We start from the raw sequence: 18,774 nt of genomic DNA, 5'->3' as shown, positions 1-18,774 counted from the left end.
GTCTCCAGGGCAGAGGGTGCGCCGGAGACGCACGGGAAGGGCGCGGGTGGGGCGAGTGGTGTCGCCGCACCCGCGCCGCACCGGGTACGGGAGAAGGGGCGGCCCAGCCGTCGGTGATCAGGCCGGCCGCGTCAGCAACCCCGCCAGGTGGTCGGCGAACTCCGTGATCCAGTCGAGCATCGGGCCGCCGCGGGCGACCCGGAAGCCGTGCCGACGACCCCAGAACGCCGCCTGCACGGCGTGGAGCTGAGCCCAACGTCGGACACGTTCGCGATCGAGCTCCGCGGCCTCGACGAAGAGGTCCAGGGTGCGGTGGACGGCCTTGCCGAGGTCCTCGGCCCCGAGGAGGGACAACGCGCGCGTCTTGAGCAGGGTGCCGCCGTCGTAGGCCGGGTCACCCACGTAGCCCTTGGGGTCGACGGCGAGCCACGGCTCGCGGTCCGCGCGCAGGATGTTCCGGGCGTGGAGGTCACCGTGGATCAGGACGTCCGGCTGGGTGCGCCCCAGCTCGTGGACGGTCGCCACCGCCGCGTCCACCACGTACGGCGACATCGTGTGCGTCAACTCCACCTGATCGCGGCGCAGCTGCTCCTCCCAGGCGCCGCTCCGGTCCCGCAGCCGAGGCAGGCCGGCCGGTGCGGGGACGGCCAGCCGGTGGCTGAGCCGCCCCGCCACCGTCACCACCTCGTCACCGTCCTCGATCTCCTCCAGCGTCGAGGTCCGGACCCGCTCCAGCAGCATCGCGAAGCGCGCGTCGTCCCGCTCGTGCAGCAGGACCGCGCCGTTCCCCGCCCACGCCTCGAACGCGTCCGGCTCATGGACGTTGCCGGGATGCGGGAAGGACACCTTCAGCACGGCCGGCTCCGAGGCCCGCCGCAGCACCGGAACGATGATCCCGACCCCTCCGTGCAAGACCGCACCGTCCGGTACGCACTGCCAGCGTGCCAATAACTCGTCGACGATGTGCGGGAGTTCGGCGAGCCAGGCGGCGCCGGCCGCGCCCTCCCGCTCGATCGTGGTCCGCGTGAACACCTCTGGTGTCTCGATCATCCCGGTACCCTACGCCGGGCTCCATGATCCGACCTTCCGTCCGTGCACGACCGGCCCACACGGCGACAGCGCACCCGGGCGCTCGGCCCCCGGGCCCGCACGGGCGGTGCCCGGACCTCACCCGGCCTCACCCGGACCGGGTGACACGACTGGTGATCACCACCGATCACCGGTTCAGTGGGAAGCGTGGGCCGATCACACTCCGTACCCCCGTGGGACCCCCGGTGACCTCCATGGACCACCGGGCGCCGACCGGCGACCCCATGCTCGCGGCCAGGTTCGCGCCCCCGGCCGTCCCGAAGCTGCTGGTCCACCGGCCCGAGCTGCTGGTGCGGCTGACGGCCGGCGCGCAGGGGCCGCTCACCCTCATCAACGGTCCCGCCGGATCGGGCAAGACCGTGCTCACCGCCCACTGGGCGGCCGACGGACGCACCACACGTCCCCCCATGTGGCTCACCGTCGAGCCCGACGACGCCCCCGGAGCCTTCTGGGCCTACGTGCTGGAGGCCCTCCACCGGGGCGGGACGGCCCTGCCCGCCGAGGTGGGCCGGCCGACCCGGGCCGAAGGCGTGACCCGGTCGTTCCTGGTGCGCCTGGCGGACGGGCTGGCCGCTTCCGCGCAGCCCGCGGTCCTCGTCCTCGACCAGTTCGACACCACCCAGCCGCCCGCGACGAGCGAGGGGCTGGACTTCGTACTCCGCCACGCGGCGGGCGGGCTGCGCATCGTGCTCACCAGCCGCTCGGACTCCCTGCTGCCCCTGCACCGCTACCGGGCGGCCGGTGAGATCACGGAGATCCGACACGCCGACCTCAGATTCACCGACGCGGACGCCGAGGCGCTGTTGAGCGAGCACCGTCTGACCGTCTCGCCCGACGGAATCCGCCTCCTCATGGAGCGGACCGAGGGATGGGCGGCGGGGGTGCGCCTGTGCGCCCTGGCGATGCAGAGCAGCGCCGACCCGGAGGCGTTCCTGCGCCAGTTCGCGGCCGACCGGACCACGATCGCCGACTACCTCCTCACCGAGGTGCTCGACGCGCAGCCGCCCCCCACCCAGGACCTGCTGCTGCGCGTCTGCGTCACCGACCGCGTCCACCCGGATCTCGCGGACGCCCTGACCGGCCGGGACGACGGAGCACGGACCCTGGCCCGGCTGGCCCGCGACAACGCGTTCCTGGAACAGATCGACGCCTCGGCCTGGTACCGACTGCACCCGCTGTTCGCCGAGGTCCTGCGCGCGCACCTACGGCAACGCTGCCCCGGCCTCGAACCCCGGCTGCACGGGCGGGCGGCGCGCTGGCTCGCCCGGACCGGGCGGCTCACCGAGGCGGTGCTCCAGGGCGCCGCCGCCGAGGACTGGCAGTTCGCGGCGGCGCAACTGGTCGACAACCTGGCCCTCGGCCGCCTCCTGACGGGCCTGGAGGCCGACCAGCTGGTCCGGGCCTTCGCCGACATGCCGACCGGGACGCCCGGACCGGCGCCCGCACTGGTCGGCGCGGCCTGCCGGCTGGCCGAACAGGACCTCCCGGGGTGCGAGGCCGAACTGCGGCGGGCCGACGCCGCTTTCGCACCGTCCGCGGACGACCCGCTCGCGGACGCCTGCGGCCCGGCGGCCCGGTTCGGCCGCGCCTTCCTCGGTGTGCTCGTCGGCCGGCCGGCCGACGACCTGACGGCCGTCGAACGGGCGGCCGCCGACGCCGACCGGCTGCTACGGGAGCTGCCGCCGCCCCTGGTCGCCGAGCGCCCCGAGCTCCACGCCCTGCTGCTGGCCCATCTCGGCGCCGTCGAGCTGGGCGCCGGACACCTGGACCGGGCCGGATCCACGCTCACCGCCGCCGTCGCCGCGTGCGGTCCGCCGGGCACGGAGGCCCCGCTCCGAGGCGCCCTCGGCTCACTCGCCCTGACCGAACTGCTGCGCGGCCGGTTGCGGCAGGCGGCCGAACACGCCCACGCCTCGCTCGCCGTCGCCGAGCGGTCCGCCCTGCCGGCCGAACGCCGGTCCGGGATCGACCACCTCGTCCTGGCGGGCGTGGCCGTCGAGCAGGACGACCTGCCGGCCGCCCGCCACCACCTGGACCTGGCCACCGCGGCGCCCGGGCCGCGCCCGGATCCCGCGACCGCCGCCCGGGCCGCCGTCATCGGGGCCCGGATCGCGGCGGCCGAGGGCGACGGGGACGCCGCGCTCGCCGCCCTGCGCGCGGTGGACGCGGCGGGACTGCCCGCCTGGGCGGCGGACGCGCTGACGGTGGCCGAAGCGGCCGTACACCTGGCGGGCGGCGACGCCGTCGCGGCCCTGCGGGTGCTGGACGCGGCGCCGGCCCCGGACGGTGACCGGCCGGAGCGCGCGCTGGCCCGGACCCGCGCCCTGCTGGATGCCGGCCGTCCCGCGGACGCGGCGCGGGCACTGGCGGGCGTACCGGCGGACGACGGCGTCCCGACGCCGGTACGGGCCCATGCCTGCCTGCTCCGCGCGCGGATCGCCGAGGCGCGGGGCGACTGCGCGCAGGCGCACCGGTACCTCGACGAAGCGCTGGCCCTCGCCCGTCCCGAGGAACTGCGCAGGATCTTCACCGAGAGCGGTCCCTGGGTGCGCCGAACCCTGCGCGAGGACCCGCGGACGGCGCGGTCGCACGGCCGGCCGGCCCCCCGCACCCCGGCCCGTACGGCCCGTACGGCGCGCGCGCCGCGGAGCGAGGGGCGGCCACCCGTGGTGGAACCGCTGAGCGCGCGGGAGACCGAGGTGCTGGGCAAGGCCGCGGAGCTGCTGTCCACCGAGGAGATCGCGACCGAGCTGTACGTGTCGGCCAACACGGTCAAGACCCACCTGAAGAGCATCTACCGCAAGCTCGGCGTCACCCGGCGCAGCGAGGCGGTCCACCGGGCGCAGGATCTCGGGATGCTCTGAGTCGCGCGGGGCGGGTCGCCGCGCGGGTTTCTCGCCCGCACCGGGCGATGTCGGGCCCCGAGCCGGGGGCCCACGATGGCGGTGAAGGCCGGAAGCGGTCCGGGCTCTCGCACCGGCCCGGACCCCGAAGCCTTCGTTCCGAGAGGAGTGACCGCTCCCATGCGCTACGAATTCCGTATCTCGGGGGTCGTACCGGACACGTTCGCCGCGAGCTTTCCGGAGCTCGCCCGGATCCCCGTACCGGAGCAGACGCTCCTCTGCGGCAGCGTGGCGGACGAGGCCCACCTGTACGGGCTCCTCACCCGCTTCCAGTCCCTGGGCCTGCGGGTGCTCGAAATGCGCCGGCTGCCCGCGTGAGCGGGAGCGGCCGCCCCGTGTGCGGCCGCCCCGTGTGCGGCCGCCCGGTGCTCCCGGGCGAAGACCACCCGCTTCGGGTGATCACAGGAACCGGACCGTCGGACGACACTGCGATGTGGGCACCGAAGCCTGTGACCGACGAGCCGGAGCAGGACGGTCCTGCGCTGAACCGCCAACTGTGAGGTGAATTCCATGGGCCAGCCGACACCGACCGGGGGAAACTGGAACACCGGCCCCGCGCCGGGCAACACCCCGCTGTACCCAAGCGGCGACAGCCAGGGCGCGGGGAACGTGGGCACGTTGTTCGCCGCCGTCCTCCTTCTGGTGACCGGCTGCCTCGCGGTGTTCCAAGGCATCGCGGCCATCGCCAACGACGACGTCTACGCCCGCATCGGCAGCTACGTCTTCGAATTCGACCTCACGGCGTGGGGTTGGATCCATCTGATCGTCGGGATCATCGTCATCCTCACCGGGGTGGGCCTGTTCGCCGGCTCGAACCTCGCGCGGGGCGCCGGTATCGCACTCGCCGGCATCAGCGTGATCCTCAACTTCATGTGGCTGCCGTACCAGCCCTGGTGGTCGATCATCATCATCGCGATCGACGTGTTCATCATCTGGGCCCTGTGCACGAGTTGGACGCACACCACCGACTGACGCGAGGCATGTGCGGCACCCGATCCGGTGACGGGTCGGGTGCCGCCGCGTGCCCGCGGGCGCGCGTGTCACTCGGTCGATCACGGATCCGGTGGCGTTGCAGTCCGCTTTGGGATGCATGCGTTCGGGGAGCGCCGGCCCGTCCGTTCCGGCCGTGGGCCGCGGCGCACGCGGACGCCTTCCGCCGAACGCGTGCGCGGCGAAGGGTGGGTCTCGTCGTCCGGGACGGCCGGGCCCGCCGGTCGCAGTGGGGGTCCTGCGGCCGACGGGCGTGTTCCCGGCCCCGTGGTTCCGGTTACGCGGCGCCCGTCATTCGGGCGTACACGACCACGTTGCTGTCGTAGTAGTGCTTCTTGGGGTCGAAGTTGCCGCCGCAGGTGACCAGTCGCAGGCCCGCGTGGTCGATGTTCTTGTAGACCTCCAGAGTCGGGAACTCGGCCTTCGGGTACTCGGCGACGCGGTCCACCGTGAACGTGACCGTCTTGCCGTCCTTCCGGGTGACCTTGATGGTGTCACCGCCCTTCATCGTCTTCAGCTTCTCGAACACCGCGGATGCGCCGTTCCACGTGACGTGCCCGGCGATCACGGCCGGTCCTTGGGAGCCGGGGGTCGGTCCCGGCTCGTACCAGCCCGCGAGCGCGGGGTCCTTCGGGGTCTGCATGGTGCCGTCGGGGTTCTGTTGCAGGGTCTCCAGGGAGCTGGACACGTTGAGCGAGGGGATCGAGATCTTCTGCGGCGCGGACCGGGCCAGGGCCTGCTCGGCCCGGCCCGAGCCGGCACCCGCACCCGTCCCCGTGCTCCCGCCGCTCTGCGATCCGGCCGCGGGTGCCTTCCCGGTGGGCGGAGCGGCGTCCGCGGCGGCGGGCGCCCCGCCTTGCCCGCTCTGCCCCGCGGGGGCGGGGGGCGTCGCCGCGTTCTGGCCGCCGCACCCGGTGAGGAGCAGCCCCGCGAGGGCGACGGCCGCCAGGGGGCCCAGGGCCCGGCGGGGGGACCGTACGAGGGTCGACTTCACGCGCCACCCCCGGTGGTCTCCCGGCGGACGGGCCCGCCGCCGGCCCGCTTGCGCCCGATGATCACCGCACCGGCCGCGACCGCGAGGACGGTGATGGCCACACCGTCGCGCATCGTCACCGGAGCGGCCGCGTGCTCCGTCGTACCGCCTCCGGTCTCGATGCCACCCACGGGAATCGATCCGACGGCCGCGCCCTTGACCTCTCCGCAGTTGGTCGGAGCGGTGGCCTCCTGGGGCAGCTTCGGGTCGAGCTCGCTCTTGCCGGCGCCCTCGAAGTCGTACTTCTTGTTCTTGTTGCGGTCGATACCGTGCTGCACCACATGCAGGTCCTTGATGTGGTCGACCACATCCTGGCCGACCTCGATCGTCCGCTTGTAGCGGATCGTGCCCTGCGCGTCGGCGACGGGCATGCGCAACACGTCGAGGCCGCTCGTGGGCTTGGTGTCTCCGCCCGTGGTGAGCGAGATGTTGATGTCGCCGTAGTCGTGCGTGGCCTCGGTGTTGCTGAGAACCCCGTCGCCGTCGGTGTCGTCGGTCGCGTCCGGGCAGTGGAAGTCGTGGCCCTTGGTCGAACCGTGCAGATGCTGGGCCGACGGTTGCCCCGGCACCATGCCCTTGGACTCGATCTGTACGGTCAGCTGCTTGCCCTTGAGGGTGAGCATGACCGTGCCGCTGGAGCCTGATGCGTTCAGCTGCGCAAGGTCGATCTGGTACGCCTTTCCGCCCTCGGCGAGAGCTGGTCCGGAAAGGCCGAGGCTCAGGACCACGGCGGCGGGTATGGCGGCGAGAACCACGTGGCGACCGGCGCGCTTGACTATCACATTCGCTCCTGTTCCGTGGATCCCCAGGACGGGAATCGCAGATCGTACGGGATTTGTGCGAGGCCCTGCAGAGGCTCCCGCTGATCCTTCGTTGCCCCAACGCCTGCGGATGGGTGCCCAATTGAAAAATCTCAGGTGGCTTGTTCCGACTGTGTTCGCCGGATTCGTTCCGAAACCGGCTCAATTCCGCGTCCGGTGCACGTCGGAACGCACTCGGACGGTAGCCGTATCATCGCGTCGGCCAGGTTGTGGCGCGAGGCGGAATCCTCGAAAGTCACACGTCAGCGGCTTGCGACAGGCCGTATCGGGGCCTGTGCGGAGCGGCTGGGAATGCGAGCTGCAAACGCGCAGCCGCATACGCAGGGAGGAGGTCGGGGAATCCCTCCTCCCTGCGTCCGAGTCAGCCCGGCACCGCCCATGGACAGAGGCTGTGGCGGGACCGACCGCGTCAGGTGAAGGAGTCTGAACTCGGTCTCTCCGGAAGTAATCTGACCGCTGTCCATTCGAGTCTGCCGCATCTACACACGCGCATCCACCGCCTTCAGTCATCATTCCGGTCACCGACGGGTTGCATCATCCCCGTCGGCGGGTCCGGCCCGGTCCCGACCTTTCTAGTCGTCAGGGCGTCGACGGGACGAATAGTTGACCTCTGATGCTAAGAAATGCCATCGGCCCGGCGCCGGGTACGAAGCCTGGAGGACGAGCCGCGCATCGGCCGCGTCGCCGACGCGCCGGCGGGGCGGCGGCCGGGGCCCGACGGCGCTCGCGTACCCCCGAACGGAGGCGTGGTGCCACCTCTTCGAGGGAACCGGGCGCCCTGACCCAGGGCGGGAGCCCGTCACCTGCCGAAGTAAAGGGCGACGACCCCGCTCGGGGCCGTGCGGTGCTTCGGCACCGCTGTGCGGTGACAAGGAGATTCACGTGTCGCGTGTTCTGAAGAGTGCGGGTCTGGCCCTGGTGCTCGGCCTGGCGGTCATGGGCGGTGCGTCCTCGGCGTCGGCCGACGCCACCGCGGAGGGCATCGCGGCGGGCTCGCCCGGTGTGCTGTCGGGCAACGTGATCCAGATCCCGATCCACATTCCGATCAACCTGTGCGGCAACAGCATCAACGTGATCGGCGCGCTCAACCCGGCCGCCGGCAACGTCTGCGTCAACGCCTGAAGCTCGTGAACCGTGGCCCGTCCCGGTCGGAAGCTCGACCGGGACGGGCCCGCACGCGGCGGCACCGCCGTCAGGCCAGAATGCGTACGTGCTGGTCACGGAGCTCGTAGCGGGCCGCGACCAGGGCGAGTTCGCCCGCCGCCACCTTCCCGGCGAGGTCGGGTTCGGCCGCGAGCCGTCGGCGGACGTTGCGCACATGCGCATCGATCGTCGCGTCGACGCGGGCCTCGCCCTGCCGACCGTGATCGATGGACGGCCGTATCTGATCGGCCAGGTACTGGACATGGGCGGGAAGTGGTTCGCCCGACTCGTCGCCGTGGACCGCGGCGGCGACCGCTCCGCACGATTGATGGGCCAGGACGAGCACGAGCGGTATGCGTAGCTCCAGAACCCCGTACGCGATGCTCCCCAGAACCGCCTCGTCCAGCACCTCGCCCGCGGACCGTACGGTCAGCAGGTCACCCAGTCCTTGGTCGAAGACCAGCTCGGGCGGAACGCGGGAGTCGACGCAGCCCAGCACGAGCGCGAAGGGCTGTTGGCCCTGGGCGAGCCGGCGGCGCAGGGGCCCGGACTCGTGCGGGTGCTCCTGGTCCTGGGCCCGCCATCGCCGGTTGCCGGCCGCCAGCCGACGCAGGGCCTGTGCGGGGGTGGTCACGGGCTCGGCGCTCTCCGGGTCCCACGAGCCGGCGAAGGCGGGCAGGGCCGCCCCGAGGGTCAGTCCCGCTCCGGCGGCCGCGGCCGTGCCCGCCACCGCGGTGCGCAACAGGGCGCGGCGGCTGTGCGGAGCGGAGGTGGTTCGTATGTTCGAAGACATGGCCGGACCGTAACCCGCCATTCCGGTAAGGAAGTTGGTGCGGCGACCACAATGGCGGGATCCGCGTGCGGGCAGGCCGGATGCGGACGAGATCTTCTCGGCATGCGGGCACCGCGTGCGGGCACCTGGTCCGCACGGATCGCCGGGCGGCGCGCCGGGCCGGTGCGGTGTTCGTGCGGGAGGAGTCGAGGACGAGCATCGGCATTTCGGCCGACCCGGCCCCTCGTGCGAGGCTTGCCCGGTACCCGGGAGGAGAGACCACACGATGCACACGCCGAGCCGGCCCGAAGACCTCGAACACCCCGAACTGCTGTGGGCCAGGGCGGTGACCATGGCCATGGTCGACACCGCGTGTTCCACCAGTACCGAGTTCGCCCTCGACGACGACGGCCTGTGGTGCCACTCCACCGGCGGGGACGGCTGGTGGCGCCTGACCCTGGTGGACGAGGGGCACGCGGTGTTCTGCGGCCAGGACCCCGACGGCAGCCACACCCATGTCGACGGAGAACAGATCGACTTCCTCGCGGGCGGACCCGACTGGCTGCCCTGGGACCTCCTGCGCGACGACGCCGCCGGGAACCTCTTCGGCTTCGTCTACTGGTGGGAGAACGGCGCCTGGCACCGCATCCCCTACCCGGACGAGGTGCGGGAGGACGGACTGGACGGTGCCGCCGCCTGGGTGGGCGCGGACGAGGAGGAGTTCCTCGGACTCACCGTGTCCTCGTTCGACGCCCCGTCGACGCGGCAGCGGAGCCTGACCGATGCCGTCGCCCGATTCGCGGCACTGGCACGGGAACGCAAGGCCGACGCGGGCGCTGTGGCGGCGCTCCTGGCGGCGGCCCACACCGAAGGCCGCCCGGCTCCCCGCCTCGACGCGGCACTCGACCTCGCCACCCGCGCGGGCATCCTCTCCCCGGGCGTGTCCTGAGGCGTCCCGAACCACGGCCGTCGGCCCGCCGCACATGACGTGCGGCGGGCCGACGGCCGTTTCCCGTGCGCGCCCTCGGCGGCTACTTGAGTCCGGAGAACGCCTTGGTGAAGGCCAGCGGCTGCTGAAGGATCGAACTGCACGTGGCATCGGCGTGGTTGACGGCCCCGGCCGCGCACTGCTTGTCCCGCGTGGAGGACCACATGGCCAACCGGCCGATCCCCTTCGAGGCGGCGAACTGCACGAGCTGCGTCGCGTCCTCCACCGTGAAGATCTCGCTCGCGACGTCGTTCACGCCGATCATCGGTGTGACGGCCACGGCCTTCCACGCCGCCGCGTCGGACAGCCCGAGCACGCCCTTGATCTGCGCCTGCGTGGCCGTCGCGGCCTGGATCGCGTACTGCCCCATGTCCCCGCTGTACGCCGGACCGTAGTCCATCGCCATGATGTTGACGGCGTCGACCCGCACACCGTTCTTCTTGGCGTCGGCCAGCAGCGCCACGCCCGGCTGGGTCAGCCCCTCGGGCATCACCGGCAGGGTGAAGGCGACGTCCAGGCCCGGGTGGGACTTCTGCAGCCGGGCGATGGCCTGCGCGCGGCGCGCGTTCGCCGCGGTGTCCGGCAGGGCGGCGCCCTCGATGTCGAAGTCGACCTTGGTGAGCCGGTACTGGTCGACGACCTTGCCGTACGCGGCGGCCAGCTCGTCCACGGTGGCGCAGTTCAGGGCCAGTTCGTGACCGGCGGCCCCACCGAACGACACCCGGACGTCACCGCCCTTGGCGCGCAGCGCACCGATCTGGGCGGCGACCTTGTCGTTCGCGAGATCCGTGACGCCTCCCCACAGCGGTGCGCAGCCCCCGCCGGAGGTGATGAAGGCGAGGTGGAACTCCTTCACGCCCGTCTTCGTCGCGGTGTCGAGCAGGTCGTACGCGGGGTACAGGGAGGTGTCCACGTACGGGGCGAAGCGCGCGCCGCCGCCCCCGGGGACGGGGGTGGGGGTCGGGGCGGTCGCCGTGGGGGAGGGCGACTTGGTCCCGGTGGGCGCGGCGGACGTGGCGGACGCGGTCGGGGCCGGGCTCGCCGTCACCGTGGGCCGGGCGGTGGGACGCCCACTGGGCTGGGCCGTGGCGCCCTGGTCCACCGAGCACTTCACCCCGTTGATCAGACACCCGGTGGGGTCGCCGAGGGGTCCGGTGCCGCTCGCGACGAAGCCGACGGTGACGGAGGCGCCCGCCGCCAGCCGGGCGTTCCAGCTCGCGGGCTTCACGGTCACGCGGCGACCGGAGACCGTGTGGGTGCCGTTCCAGAGCGAGTCGATCTTCGTACCCGCCGGCAGGTCGAACTGCAGGGTCCAGTCCGACTGCGCCGTGCCGGTGCTGTTGGTGATGACGTACTGGCCGGTGTAACCGCCGCTCCAGGAGCTTGACTTCGTGTACACGGCCCCGACCGAGCTCGCCTGCGCGGTCCCGGTGAAGGCGAAGGCCACCCCACCGATCACCGCGGCCGTCACGAGCGCACCCGTGACCTTCGCCGTACGACTCGTCCTGCGCCGGTGCCCGACTGTGCTGCCCATCGCGTGCCTGCCTCTGTGTTACTGGGGAGTTGGGGATCCGGCAGCACGCTAGCCGCACCGAAACGGACATTCGTTCGTTTCGGTGCGGCCGTGATGAGTCTTAGGTTCCGCTTAAGGCAGGGACAAGCGGGGGATCAGAAACGGGCCCGATCCGGCCCGGGAGTCGTCGACTTCACCGGGTGCGGCGGGGCCGAGGAGGCTCGGACTCCGACACGGGGCTGTCCGTGCCGGAAGCGTCGCGGAGGCGACGACCACGGCCCGGCTCCGTGGTCAACCCCGCTTCCGGCAGGCCGCGTTGGGTCGTGTGTGGGTCGTTCGGACGTCCGGGGGATCACGCGCTGATTTCTTAGCATCAGAGGTCAACAATTCTCTCGGCCCCCACCCGGCCGACTAGAAAGGAGCGCATCGGAAACCGAACCCGGCGTCGATGCGGTGATGAACCCGTCGGCGGAATATGGCGAAGGTGGTGATGTGCATGCGTGAGCGCAGCAGGATCCGAGCGATCGCGGTCAGATCGCTGACGCGAATTCCGCGTCGCGGACCTCTCTCCCGATAGGCCGGCCATGCTGATACCGATGCTGTTCTCCCCGGCTCTCGCTTCGGCCGACGAATACCGATCCCTGACCTCGACCATCCGGTCCAAGGCGCAGGACGCGCAGGGATTCTTCGGCGGAGCCGGTCGCAAGGAGGGCGAAATGCCCTACCTCCCCCTCCACGTCCAACTGCGTGGTTTGTTCATCGAGCTCTACATCGAGCTCCGTCCACGCAATACGAGTCTGCGGATCGTCGGCTTCCGCAACATCTTCGAGAACGGTCAGGCCCCGCCGGAAGCGTACGTCCGCCACGTGCGGGATTCGGTCGCACCACCGGGCCTGAGCCGCACGGAGGCCCTGCCGTTCGGCGGAGGCCGCGCCGACCTGGAGACGGCCGCCGCCGTCCGGCGTTCGGGGATCCTGCTCGGGCGCCGGCCTTTGAGCGACGCCGTCGTCCGACTGCATCAGAACCGCGATGCGCGGAGCACCGCTCACGGATTGCTCGTGCTCTCGGAAATGCTCTGCGAGGCCGCCCGATATCCCGCCCTGGCCGATGCGATGTCACGTATATGGATGACCGGAGGGCGACTCTAGTCCGCGGCCTTCGCCCGCGATTCCCTGACATCACCCTTCCGTTGAAGAGGGATCAGCGGAAGCCGGGGAATCGCCGGCGTTTCCTTGCCGGGCGATGTTCGGCGCTCTCCTCGGCGAAGGCGCAGAGCAGGCCGATATCCTCGCGATGGCTGTCCGGTGTGTCGTGGTGCTTCTTGCGGGGTGGACCGTCGATCCACCGATGCCAGAGTCCGTCCGCGGTCAGGAATCGGGCCGCGTGATCGGTGTCGAGCTGGGCGTCGAGGTGGAGGAGCGCGCCCATGGCGGCGGGCTGGTCGTAGTCGAGGTCGGGGCGTCGCAGGTAGCGATCGAGGTAGGCCGCCAGCAGGTCGGCGTCGGCGGGAGTCGCGAACGTGGCGAGGGTGACGCAGTAGGCCGAGCCCGCGAAGCAGACCTCACTGGCGAGCAGCAACTCGCCGAGGCGTTCGCGGAACTCGGTTCTCCGGGCGGCGGCGACGAGCCAGGCTGCGGTGAGGCGTTCGCGCCACCCGCCTTCGAGCAGGACGGTCAGCTCGCGGGGCGTGATGGCGCGCGCGTCCTCGCCGAGTTCCCGCAGGAACGTGGTGCGGTCGTGCTCGCTCATGCCCATGAGTGGGCCGTCGAGCCTGAGGTAGCGATCGCCGCGCGCGACGTAGCGGCGGATCAGAGCGAGGAGTTCGGGGTTCTCGTGGGCGCGGCGCACAGCCACATCCTGTCCGGGCCGGACCCGTGCGATCAATGGGATTTCCCGTCGCGCCGGCGGCGTCAGCCGTGCGTGGCGTCGATGACGCAGAAGCGGTTGCCCTCGGGGTCGGCCAGCACCACGAAGTCCGGGTCCTGCGGGTAGGAATCCCAGTCGACGTGCCGCGCCCCCAGCGAGACCAGCCGCGCGACCTCGGCGCTCTGCTCCGCCGCGTCCGCCGCGTACAGGTCGAGGTGGACGCGCGGCCGTTCCTGTACGGGTGTGACGCTCCGGCCGAGCGCCAGGCCCGGGCCGCCGCCGTCGGCCGGGACCAGGACCGTCCAGTCGTCGTCCACCTGGCCGTCGCGGGGCACGTACCCCAGCGCCCGGCTCCAGAAATCCGCGGCCCGCCGCACGTCCGCGGCTCCCATCACGATCGTTCCGAGGGTCAGCATGATCCGATTCTGGCAAACCCGGTCCTCGACCACACAGCCCTAGGGTGCCGCGCTCCGTGCGATCGCGACCATCGCCGCGTCGTCGTCCAGGGTGTTGCCGGCCGCGTGCGTCAGCAGGTCCTCGCACACACGGTCCAGCAGTGCTTGCGGGCGCAGCCCCGGCCATGCGCTCACGCGCCGCGCCAGCGGGTAGAAGGCGCCCGCCTCGTCGCGTGCCTCCAGGACCCCGTCCGTGTAGAGGAGCAGCACGTCCCCCTCGGAGAAGGCGAAGGTCTGCGCGGTGACCGACGATGCCACGAGCCCGGCGAGCCCCAGCGGCGGCGCGGGCCGGTCCACCTCCAGCTGCTCGGCGCCGCCGGCGCGCAGTACGAGCAGCGGCGGCGGATGGCCGCAGCTGACGAGGTGCACCACCGGCTCGGCGTCGGGAATCTCCAGAACGGCCGCGGTCACGAAACTCTCGCCCTCGTCCCCGCCGCCGTCCAGGTCCGCCGAGACCGCGGCCTCCAGGTAGTCCACCAGGCCGGGCAGCCCGGCCTCCTGGTGGGCGGAGGCCCGGAAGGCGCCCAGGACGAGCGCGGCGTCCCCGACCGCCTCCAGCCCCTTGCCGCGCACATCGCCGATGATCAGCCGCGTGCCGGTGGCCGTCCGGGCGGCGGCGTACAGATCGCCGCCGATCTGGGCCTCGGCCGCCGCGGCCAGGTACACGGAGGCGACACCGAGTGGGCCGATCCGGTCGGGCAGCGGCCGCAGGACGACCTCCTGGGCGGTCTCCGCCACCGAGCGCAGCTGGGTGACCTCCTTCTCGTGCACCTCGCGCAGGTGGGCGAAGAAGGTTGCGAACGCCGAGATCATCACGAGCGCGATGATCTGGAAGGTGTGGTTCAGATCGGTCAGGCTGGTGCGGGTCGTGGCGACCACCACCTGGGCCAGTACGGCGACCAGCCCGACGAAGCCCGTCATCCGGGGCCCCGCGAACGACGCGGTCACGGCAGGCGCGGCGGCCAGGAACGGCCCGAGGTGCACCTCGGGCGGGGCGAGCACGTCGACCGTCGTCACCAGGGCGATCAGCGCGAACGGGACCGCCAACTGCGCGCGGTCCACCGTGGGGGACCGGTGGTGACGTGGGGGCGACGGTGGCCGGAGATCCATCCCCCCTGCATACACCGCGAGGCGGGCCGGAGCCCCGAAGCCAGGCCGTCGTGGGCGGGACCGCCGGTCCGGCCGGTTCCGCCGGACCGTCCCGTCCTCCCGGTCCTACGGGCGACGGCGGGGCTTGCCGCTCTTGCCGCCCTTCGCGCCCTTGGCACCGCCCGCGGCGCCGCGGGGGTTCTTGCCGGTCGGCTTCCCGGACGAGGTCTTCGCGCCCCCCGACTTCCGCTGCCCGCCGCCACCCGTGCCCGTTTCCGGGCGCTTGCGCTTCGCCTTGGGCTGCGGCGGGGTCGGCGCGCGCCCCCGAGTGCTGTTCACGGTCCGGCCGCGGACGATCCCGATGAACTCCTCCACCAGATCGGTGGTCTCCTCCTGCGGCCACGACAGCGCGACCCGCGAGGCGGGCGCGTCCGTCACCGGCCGGTAGGTCAGGTCCTTGCGGTGGTGCAGCCGGGCGAGCGACTGCGGGACCACGAGCACGCCCACGCCGGCGGCCACCAGCTCGATCGCGTCGGCCGTCGTCTCGGGGCGCTCGATCGCCGGCTTGCCCGGCAGCTGCTCCCAGGCCAGGGTGTCGTCGAGCGGGTGGAACACGATCTCGTCGGCGAGATCCTCGGTGGACACCTCTTCCGCCGCGGCCACGAGGTGATCCTTGGGGACCACGACCACCGTGGTCTCGGTGTAGAGGGGGATCGCGCTGAGATCGTCACGGTCGACCGGCAGGCGCACGAATCCGGCATCGGCGTCGCCCGCCCGCAGCACGCCGAACGCCTCGATCGGGGACACCGCGACCAGGGTCAGCGGGACGTCGGGCAGCCGCTCGTTCCAGATACGCACCCACTTGCTGGGTGTGACCCCCGGGACATAAGCGAGCCGGAACGAATGGGGTACTTCCGAGCCTGTCACCCCGCAAGGTTACCGGTCGTGGTCGGAGGTAGCGCACACGCTCGATACTCTTGACACCATGACGTCGCACCAGAACACCCAGACGATGAAGCCCGCGACCGCGGCGAAGAAGCTGGGCGTGTACCTCGAGGCCACCCCCGCAGAGTTCCAGGAGGGTGTCGTCTCGCGCAGCGAATTGAGTGCGCTCCAGGCCGACCCGCCCCAGTGGCTGCAGCAGCTGCGCGCCAACGGTCCGCACCCCCGACCGGTGGTGGCGGCCAAGCTCGGCGTGTCCATCGCCGGCCTCGCCCGCGGCGGGGTCACCGAGCCCCTCACCACGGAGCAGATCGAAGCGCTGAAGCAGGAAGGCCCCGAGTGGCTCCAGCGTGAGCGTGCCACCCAGGCCGAGGTCCGCAAGGAAACGGTCCGCATCAAGGAGAAGCACGCCGAGGAGGCGGAGCGGGCCGCGAAGGCCCGCGACCAGCACTCCTGACCCGCGGCTTCGCCGTCCGCCAGGCCTGGTCTCCCGTGGGGAGGCCAGGCCTGACGCCTTCTCCAAGCCCGCCGGGCCACCGACACCTCACCCCCATGGGGCCCGGCCGACTCACCCGGCGGCCCCGTCGCCGCCCAGTGATCGCACCGCCCGGTCGAGCCGGGCCCGTCTGCTCTCCGGGGTGAGAGCCTGCAGCAACGGCAGGATGACCTGGTAGCGCCCGGTGCGATCGAGGGCCTCGAACGCCGCTCCCGCCGCGGGATGCGCCGCGAACGCCGCCGCGAGGTCCGGTGGCACCGCCGCCGTCCGCTGGGACTCGTAGGCGTGCGTCCACCGTCCGTCCGCCTGCGCCCTGCGCACCTCGGCGAGTCCGGGCTCCCGCATCCGCCCCGCGGCGCTCAGCTCCGCGACCTTGTCCACGTTCACCCGCGACCACAGGCTCTTGGCCCGGCGCGGCACGTACTTCTGCAGGTAGTACCGCTCGTCGAGGGCGCGCCGTTGCCCGGAGATCCAGCCGTAGCACAGCCCGATGTCGACCAGTTCGTCGTCGGTGACCGACGCGATCCCCGACTTCTTCTTCGCCAGCTTGATCCACACGCCCTCGTGGCGCGTGTGGTGCTCCGCCAGCCAGCTCTCGAACGCCGCGGCGTCCACGAAGCCGATGATCTCCACCCCGCCCAGCTCCTCCATGCGCCCAGGCTATCGCCCGCCGCCCGGCCCGGACGGGGCTGCCGACGGAAGGCACCGGGCGACATCGGCCCCGGGGTGTAAGCCCGGGGGCCGATGCCCGGGCCGCCGACGGCCGGCTACCGTCGGGCCATGGACAACCCACCGAAGAGCGCGAAGACCACGAAGACCGCGCGGAGTTCGACGCCAGGGACCGGAGCGGCCCTCCGGGCCTGGGGCGGCGCGGCCCTCTACACCCTCGTCCTGGCGCTGCTGATCGGTGGGGTCCCGTACGCCGCCGGGCCGCTCCTGGGAATCGTGCTGCTGCTGGCCCTGACCCCGCTCGTCCCGCTGCTGCGGCACCGGCCGCTCGCGGCACTGACGCTGACCCTCCTCGGCGGCACGCTCGTCGCGGGCGCCGCCCGGGACAGCAGCCCCGGCCGGTTCCTCGTCTTCCTCGCCTCGGACCTGGTCCTGGGCCTCGTCGTCGCCACGCGCCCCCGCCGGGACGCGGCCGTCGCCCTCGGCGCGGTGGTCGTCGTGGAACTCCCGGCCGTCGGGCTCCTGTCCCACGGACCCTACGACATGATGAGCACGGGCCTGATCGCCTTCCTGTCCCTGGGCGCCGTCTGCACGGCGGGCCTACGGTACCGAGAGCGCCGCGAGCACACCGTCGAACTGCGCACACGGCAGGTGGCCGAGGCCGTGACCGCCGAACGGCTGCGCATCGCACGCGAGTTGCACGACATGGTCGCCCACAGCATCGGCGTGATCGCCATCCAGGCCGGTGTCGGCGGCCGGGTCATCGACACCCAGCCGGCCGAGGCCCGCGCCGCCCTGCTGGCCATCGAGACCACCAGCCGCGAGACCCTGTCCGGCCTGCGCCGTACGCTGGTCGCCTTGCGTCGGGCCGAGCCGGACGGTCACCAGGGACAGGCGCCGCTCGGACCCGCTCCGGGACTCGCGGACCTCGACGCGCTGGTGGCCACCACCGCGGACGCCGGAGTGCGGGTCGACGTACGGTGGGTGGGGGAGCGCGGTCGACTGCCGCCCGAGATGGACCTGTCGGTGTACCGCATCGTGCAGGAGGCGCTGACCAACGTGGTCCGCCACGCGGGCACCGGGCACTGCCGGGTCACCATCGGATACGGGGAACAGGAGCTGACCGTGGAGGTCGTCGACGACGGGCGCGGTGCGCCCGACGGCATCGGGAGTACGGGATTCGGCATCACCGGCATGCGCGAGCGGGTCGGCCTGCTGCACGGCCGCTTCAGCGCCGGCCCCCGGGCCGGGGGCGGCTTCCGGGTCGAGGCGGCGCTGCCGCTGCCCCGCACCGCGACGGTCGTGGACGGGCTCCGATGAGCGTCGCGCCCCCGCGGGCGATCCGCGTCCTGCTCGTGGACGACCAGCCGCTGGTCAGGTCCGGCCTACGGGTGCTGATGGCCGACACGGCCGACCTGGAGGTCGTCGGCGAGGCCGGCACGGGCGCCGACGGGGTCCGCCTCGCCGCCGAACTGCGCCCCGACGTGGTGGTGATGGACATCCGGATGCCCGGCATGGACGGTATCGAGGCCACCGGGCTGATCACCGCGGACGCGCAGGACGTCAGGGTGCTCGTGCTGACCACCTTCGACGAGGACGACCACGTCTACGGGGCGCTGCGCGCCGGCGCGAGCGGATTCGCCGTGAAGGACATGGCCGTGGAGGAGATCCTCGCGGCGATCCGGGTGATCGCCGCGGGGGACGCCCTGATCGCGCCGGGCGTCACCCGCAGGCTGATCGCGGACTTCGTCCGGGCACCCGGGCCCGCGGTGCCCGAGGCCCGGGCGCCACGGCCCGTCGTGGGGATCACGGAGCGCGAGCGGGAGGTCCTGACCCTGGTGGGGCGGGGTCGTTCGAACGGCGAGATAGCCGAGGAGCTGTTCATCTCGGCGGCCACGGCCAAATCGCACGTCTCGCGACTGTTCACCAAGCTCGCGGCTCGGGATCGGGTCCAACTCGTCATCATGGCGTACGAGATGGGGCTGGTCTCGACGCCGCGCTGAAT

The 18,774-nt window shown here is 72.4% G+C and carries 19 protein-coding genes; 9 read left to right on the top strand and 10 right to left on the bottom strand.

Annotation, left to right across the window (positions count from 1 at the left end):
* Nucleotides 1-117: 117 nt before the first annotated feature.
* Nucleotides 118-1,050 carry an aminoglycoside phosphotransferase family protein gene (locus tag ACWG52_RS02480; protein WP_389802121.1) on the bottom strand — a complete coding sequence of 311 codons (933 nt, stop codon included), beginning with the start codon at nt 1,048-1,050 and terminating at the stop codon, nt 118-120.
* A gap of 212 nt (nt 1,051-1,262) precedes the next feature.
* Between ACWG52_RS02480 and ACWG52_RS02475 the strand changes: the two genes are divergently transcribed.
* The 3 genes from ACWG52_RS02475 to ACWG52_RS02465 all read left to right on the top strand — a co-directional run bounded on the left by ACWG52_RS02475 (nt 1,263) and on the right by ACWG52_RS02465 (nt 4,964).
* Nucleotides 1,263-3,953 (top strand): LuxR C-terminal-related transcriptional regulator, encoded by a 2,691-nt coding sequence (locus ACWG52_RS02475; protein WP_390165859.1) that lies wholly within the window; start codon nt 1,263-1,265, stop codon nt 3,951-3,953.
* 159 nt (nt 3,954-4,112) lie between these two features.
* Complete coding sequence (locus ACWG52_RS02470; RefSeq protein ID WP_389802124.1) at nt 4,113-4,310, top strand: hypothetical protein; 198 nt, start codon at nt 4,113-4,115, stop codon at nt 4,308-4,310.
* 192 nt (nt 4,311-4,502) lie between these two features.
* Nucleotides 4,503-4,964 carry a DUF7144 family membrane protein gene (locus ACWG52_RS02465; RefSeq protein WP_033216352.1) on the top strand — a complete coding sequence of 154 codons (462 nt, stop codon included), beginning with the start codon at nt 4,503-4,505 and terminating at the stop codon, nt 4,962-4,964.
* Nucleotides 4,965-5,259: 295 nt separating this feature from the next.
* On the opposite strand, the gene ACWG52_RS02460 is transcribed toward ACWG52_RS02465, so the two are convergent.
* On the bottom strand, nt 5,260-5,976 hold the full coding sequence (locus ACWG52_RS02460; RefSeq protein WP_389802127.1) for a class F sortase: 717 nt from the start codon (nt 5,974-5,976) through the stop codon (nt 5,260-5,262).
* Nucleotides 5,973-6,797: a hypothetical protein gene (locus tag ACWG52_RS02455; RefSeq protein WP_161291687.1), complete on the bottom strand. Its 825-nt coding sequence runs from the start codon at nt 6,795-6,797 to the stop codon at nt 5,973-5,975. Before ACWG52_RS02455 ends, ACWG52_RS02460 begins: the two co-directional genes overlap by 4 nt.
* Nucleotides 6,798-7,718: 921 nt before the next feature.
* Here ACWG52_RS02455 and ACWG52_RS02450 point away from each other — a divergent pair.
* Nucleotides 7,719-7,958, top strand: a complete 240-nt coding sequence (locus tag ACWG52_RS02450; protein WP_343299077.1) for a chaplin — start codon at nt 7,719-7,721, stop codon at nt 7,956-7,958.
* Nucleotides 7,959-8,028: 70 nt separating this feature from the next.
* On the opposite strand, the gene ACWG52_RS02445 is transcribed toward ACWG52_RS02450, so the two are convergent.
* On the bottom strand, nt 8,029-8,772 hold the full coding sequence (locus tag ACWG52_RS02445; RefSeq protein WP_389802131.1) for a carbonic anhydrase: 744 nt from the start codon (nt 8,770-8,772) through the stop codon (nt 8,029-8,031).
* Nucleotides 8,773-9,037: 265 nt separating this feature from the next.
* On the opposite strand from ACWG52_RS02445, the gene ACWG52_RS02440 reads away from it, so the two are divergent.
* Nucleotides 9,038-9,700: a hypothetical protein gene (locus ACWG52_RS02440; protein ID WP_389802133.1), complete on the top strand. Its 663-nt coding sequence runs from the start codon at nt 9,038-9,040 to the stop codon at nt 9,698-9,700.
* Nucleotides 9,701-9,782: 82 nt separating this feature from the next.
* Here the strand turns inward: ACWG52_RS02440 and ACWG52_RS02435 are convergent, their stop codons facing one another.
* Nucleotides 9,783-11,273 carry a cellulose binding domain-containing protein gene (locus ACWG52_RS02435; protein WP_390138563.1) on the bottom strand — a complete coding sequence of 497 codons (1,491 nt, stop codon included), beginning with the start codon at nt 11,271-11,273 and terminating at the stop codon, nt 9,783-9,785.
* Nucleotides 11,274-11,848: 575 nt separating this feature from the next.
* Here ACWG52_RS02435 and ACWG52_RS02430 point away from each other — a divergent pair.
* Complete coding sequence (locus ACWG52_RS02430) at nt 11,849-12,400, top strand: ribosome-inactivating family protein (RefSeq protein ID WP_375935308.1); 552 nt, start codon at nt 11,849-11,851, stop codon at nt 12,398-12,400.
* A 52-nt stretch (nt 12,401-12,452) separates the two neighbouring features.
* Here the strand turns inward: ACWG52_RS02430 and ACWG52_RS02425 are convergent, their stop codons facing one another.
* From ACWG52_RS02425 to ACWG52_RS02410, 4 genes are all read right to left on the bottom strand, one after another.
* Nucleotides 12,453-13,100 (bottom strand): DUF6000 family protein, encoded by a 648-nt coding sequence (locus tag ACWG52_RS02425; RefSeq protein WP_389802138.1) that lies wholly within the window; start codon nt 13,098-13,100, stop codon nt 12,453-12,455.
* Nucleotides 13,101-13,162: 62 nt separating this feature from the next.
* Nucleotides 13,163-13,534 carry a VOC family protein gene (locus ACWG52_RS02420; protein ID WP_389802141.1) on the bottom strand — a complete coding sequence of 124 codons (372 nt, stop codon included), beginning with the start codon at nt 13,532-13,534 and terminating at the stop codon, nt 13,163-13,165.
* A gap of 39 nt (nt 13,535-13,573) precedes the next feature.
* Nucleotides 13,574-14,683, bottom strand: coding sequence for a PP2C family protein-serine/threonine phosphatase (locus ACWG52_RS02415; protein WP_389802143.1), 1,110 nt, complete (start codon nt 14,681-14,683; stop codon nt 13,574-13,576).
* Nucleotides 14,684-14,788: 105 nt separating this feature from the next.
* Nucleotides 14,789-15,589, bottom strand: a complete 801-nt coding sequence (locus ACWG52_RS02410) for a LysR substrate-binding domain-containing protein (RefSeq protein ID WP_389802145.1) — start codon at nt 15,587-15,589, stop codon at nt 14,789-14,791.
* A 58-nt stretch (nt 15,590-15,647) separates the two neighbouring features.
* Between ACWG52_RS02410 and ACWG52_RS02405 the strand changes: the two genes are divergently transcribed.
* Nucleotides 15,648-16,061 (top strand): DUF5997 family protein, encoded by a 414-nt coding sequence (locus tag ACWG52_RS02405; protein ID WP_389802147.1) that lies wholly within the window; start codon nt 15,648-15,650, stop codon nt 16,059-16,061.
* Nucleotides 16,062-16,172: 111 nt separating this feature from the next.
* Here ACWG52_RS02405 and ACWG52_RS02400 read toward each other — a convergent pair whose 3' ends face one another.
* On the bottom strand, nt 16,173-16,751 hold the full coding sequence (locus tag ACWG52_RS02400) for a YdeI/OmpD-associated family protein (RefSeq protein ID WP_389802150.1): 579 nt from the start codon (nt 16,749-16,751) through the stop codon (nt 16,173-16,175).
* Between the two features lie 129 nt (nt 16,752-16,880).
* Here ACWG52_RS02400 and ACWG52_RS02395 point away from each other — a divergent pair, with 129 nt between their 5' ends.
* Together ACWG52_RS02395 and ACWG52_RS02390 are read left to right on the top strand one after the other, a co-directional pair.
* Complete coding sequence (locus tag ACWG52_RS02395; protein ID WP_390165861.1) at nt 16,881-18,089, top strand: sensor histidine kinase; 1,209 nt, start codon at nt 16,881-16,883, stop codon at nt 18,087-18,089.
* On the top strand, nt 18,086-18,772 hold the full coding sequence (locus ACWG52_RS02390; protein ID WP_389802155.1) for a response regulator: 687 nt from the start codon (nt 18,086-18,088) through the stop codon (nt 18,770-18,772). The genes ACWG52_RS02395 and ACWG52_RS02390 overlap by 4 nt, the downstream gene beginning before the upstream one ends.
* The last annotated feature ends 2 nt before the right edge of the window (nt 18,773-18,774 follow it).

It is taken from the genome of Streptomyces sp. CLCI03 (genome assembly GCF_053615355.1).
Note: the sequence above shows the minus strand (reverse complement) of the source record. Positions and strands in the feature narration are given on the sequence as shown.